This is a genomic window from Vogesella indigofera (assembly GCF_003633895.1).
Lineage (GTDB): Bacteria > Pseudomonadota > Gammaproteobacteria > Burkholderiales > Chromobacteriaceae > Vogesella > Vogesella indigofera.
Map to the genome: position 1 here is coordinate 1 of NZ_RBID01000010.1, position 3,360 is coordinate 3,360.

Annotated in this window: 4 protein-coding genes and 1 pseudogene; 1 reads left to right on the forward strand and 4 read right to left on the reverse strand. The window is 55.4% G+C overall.

Going from position 1 to position 3,360, the window contains the following annotated elements; genetic code table 11:
* Positions 1-96 precede the first annotated feature (96 nt).
* A pseudogene (locus C8E02_RS02315) lies at positions 97-216 on the forward strand (IS5/IS1182 family transposase); the annotation flags it as partial.
* On the opposite strand, the gene C8E02_RS17800 reads toward C8E02_RS02315, so the two are convergent.
* The 4 genes from C8E02_RS17800 to C8E02_RS02330 form a co-directional block, all read right to left on the reverse strand.
* Positions 176-487 (reverse strand): DUF2515 family protein, encoded by a 312-nt coding sequence (locus tag C8E02_RS17800; RefSeq protein ID WP_425451934.1) that lies wholly within the window; start codon positions 485-487, stop codon positions 176-178. The pseudogene C8E02_RS02315 and the gene C8E02_RS17800 sit on opposite strands and share 41 nt — an antisense overlap.
* Positions 488-546: 59 nt before the next feature.
* Positions 547-1,452: a hypothetical protein gene (locus C8E02_RS02320; RefSeq protein WP_120809486.1), complete on the reverse strand. Its 906-nt coding sequence runs from the start codon at positions 1,450-1,452 to the stop codon at positions 547-549.
* A gap of 4 nt (positions 1,453-1,456) precedes the next feature.
* Positions 1,457-2,458 (reverse strand): DUF2515 family protein, encoded by a 1,002-nt coding sequence (locus C8E02_RS02325; RefSeq protein WP_047968512.1) that lies wholly within the window; start codon positions 2,456-2,458, stop codon positions 1,457-1,459.
* Between the two features lie 2 nt (positions 2,459-2,460).
* On the reverse strand, positions 2,461-3,360 hold a 900-nt coding region (locus C8E02_RS02330), incomplete at its 5' end, for a DUF2345 domain-containing protein (protein WP_147424411.1).

Here is a 3,360-nt window from a genome sequence, read left to right on the forward strand (position 1 = left end):
CTTCTGTGAATCTGCTCTTCTTCATGTCCGTCATTCTCCTTCAGTGACGGACTTCTCTCTACTTTTGATTGGTAAGACCTAAGGGGTGCAGATCAGCTGGGTGAAAGGGTGACGGCCCGGCGCTTCGATGGTCAAGTGGCAGAGCTGCAAGTGCGCGCTGCCATCTTGAACCGCTTCAGCATGCTGGGCCGTCCGTGCACGGTAGTGGTGGAGTAAATCTGTTTGGGGAAAGGGAAAAATCATCCTGCTTCGGATTTATGCAACAGAGCCGTTCTGACTCCATGAATCCAGCTCGTGTTTGCATCAGGTTATGGAATTGTTGGACAGCCTGAATGATCCAGTCCATTCGGCTTTTATAGTTTTCAAAAATTGTCTCTTCTGGTGCTGCCGATTTAAGTTTTGGGTCATCTGTCTGGCAGGCATGAGTAAACGCCAGTTCCAGATCAGGTGAAAACCAGCTCTCCAGCCACGTTGGCGTTGCACTCACTTGACAAACGCAGGGTCGTCTAACAGCAGCAGCTCCCCTTCTGCGGCAAGCACCGTTGTTTATTTCAGCGCATCCGGAATGACCGGATTCTGCTGCCCAGCAGGCGGAGGCGGTAACGGCGGGTCTTGGTAGTCGGTGTCAATCGAAACGCCCTGCGCGCGCAGTTTGGCTTCTTTGATATTGCGCAAGGCGCGAAATGCCAGATTGCGTTTCACCCAGGTATCCCTCCAGTGGTCCCGATCTTTCTCGTCCACTCCCAGCCGCTCGGTTTCTTCGCGAGGGGTAAAGGTTAGGCTGATGAAGTAGGCTCCGGGCTTGGCTGGATCCAGGTGGTTGACATCGCGATCCACTTGCAGGGTAAGGTAGGTATGATCGGCATAAAGCTCCCATGTCAATGGAGCTGGTAGTGCCATCCATTGCTCAAACGACAGCGGGTAATCTGGATCGATATTGTCCTGTGTGAAATAGTCGAGAGCAGCCTTGCCTTTAAGTCGCGGCTTCGCTTCAGAAATATAGTATCGCCACCCGATTTTACGTAGGTCCTGTATCAAGTTTAGTACGTACTGATGGGCAACGGGGTGGGGTTGCATGCCGCCTTCTTTTAATTTGGCTGTGATTAATAAATTGTTTATGCCAACCTTCCTGCCCCTATCTTCTGCTGCATTGATCAGCGTGACCTGTGGGATCACTGTTTCCAATGTGCCAGTTTTGATGATGACCAGCATAGTTTTGCCACGACTGTCTGCATTGATATAGTAAAAATTCAATCCGAAATTTTTCTTGTTGGCCTTTACCAATTCGCCATACTGCTGCTCCAGACTTGTCCCGGACTGCCCAAATGCAACTTCAACCTGTGATGGGAAAACACTACCCTGAGCCATAGCCTTGGCACCCTTATTACTGAATATAAAAAAAACGACTGCGATGACGGCAATGCCCACCAGCATGATGAACCACTTAAGCATGCGCTTAGTCCTTACTGACATACCAGCCTGCCATGATTTTGAGTTCTGTTTCCATAGTGCTCGTTTGCGTTTGCATTAACCGATGAAAGTCATTGGCAGCACTGGTGATCCAAATCATCCGGCTGTCGTAGTTTTCCAAAACTGTCCCTTCCGGCGCTGCCGATTTAAGTTCCGGGTTATCTGTCTGGCAGGCATGGGTAAACACCAATTCCAGATCAGGTGAAAACCAGCTCATCCAGCCACGCTGGCGTTGCACCCACTTGGCAAACTCTGGGTCGTCATACATCAGCGGCTGTAGGATCACGCCCTGCTCATGTCTTGCGATATCCATCAAGTGGGAAAGCTGTACCTTTGCGCGATCAGCGGGTGTTTCTGCTGCCTCTATCTTCTTGATCGTGGCAAACGCACTCTTGATGAAGCCAGAAATCGGCAGGTACTTCAGCGTGGGTAACGCCGTATCCGCCCACGGTAGCCGTTTCAGGTTGTCGATTACCGCTTGGTGGCAACCATTCTCGCCGCGCGTATCCAGGCATTGCGCAAAGGTGTCGGGGCTGTAGTTGTGATACCAGTGTGTGGGGGCAATGTCCTGAAACAGCCAGAAATTACCCTTGCCCAGTCCATCGCGCACATAGCCAAGCCCGGTGGCGTCAGGCGCATGCTTGCCGGCATCCACCCGGGTCAGGTCCAGCGTGCAGGCCACGGTTTTGCTGGCAAAGGCGCCCAGTGCCATCCAGTAGTATCGGCCTTTCTTTTTGGGGTTGCCGTATTCCTCCTGCTCCAGGTAGAGGCGAGCATAGGTGGCGGCAATAGTTCTGGCGCGCTGTGCGTAGTCGCTCAGCGTGCTGCGTTTCGGGGGAAAGCTCACCCCTTGCTCACGAGTTGAAAGTCGCCGGTAGGCAAACTGCTGTGCCAGCGACCACATGGTGTCGCAGCCAGCCTGCAGTGTGCAGACCGAGCCCTCGCGGGTATTGGTTGTTGCTTGTGCGCTTGGGTTGGGAGTTGCCATGATTAGTGTTTATCCTGGTCCGGCTGTATTGCGTCCCAGACCAATTCGGCTGCCAGCGGGGTGGCTTGTGAGGTATGAATACGCTGGTTGCTGCCATCGCGCTTGATTCGGTGCAGCAACTGCTGCTTGCCGTCATCAACCAGCAATTGTACGCCTGGCAGTGGTTTTCCATTTGGGCCCAGTAACTGGAATTTTTCATCGTATCGCTCAGCGCTAGGAAAGCCCTTCATGTTCACCCCAATGCTCGCCGGCCCGCTCAACGCATGCTCCGCCCCCTTCACGCTCACCGTGCCGGGGCAGTGCACCTCGATATTGCCGCCGGACAGCTTGATGTAGCCGCCGCCGCTGGTCAGCAGGATTTCAGCCTTGGCGCTGATCTGTACCTTGCCTTTGCACGAGGTGATGGTGATGTTCTTGTCCGCCGTCAGCTCCATTGCCCCACTCTGCGCCTGAACCTGCACCTTGCCGCGGGCGGCGATCAGCTTCAGGCTCACCTTGTCCTTTACCCCGGCCACGAACAGGCTGAGGTGCTGGCCGACGTTGTGCAGCCACCTTCTGCCCGAGGTCTGGTTGAGGTCGCGTTGCGCCACCTGGTCGATGTTGCTGCCTGCGGCCAACGTCAGGGAGTTGTCGGTCGTTGCGGCGAGGCCGGCCGGGGCGCTGAGGATCATCAGCGGCTGCTGGCCGGCTTGTTCCTTGGTGGTTTTGCCTTCCTTGTCGGTATTGCTGCCGGCTTCCCACGCGCGCAGGGCGGCGGCGTGATGCTGCAGGTGGCCGTCGGCTTTGTTCACGCCTTTGCCGTTGTCGGGCTTGATTTCGGTGGGCCCGGTTTCCAGCGTGTCGGCCAGCTGCGCGGTGGCGGTGTCGGCCAGGGATTGCGCCAGCGCCAGCGCGGCGTCGAG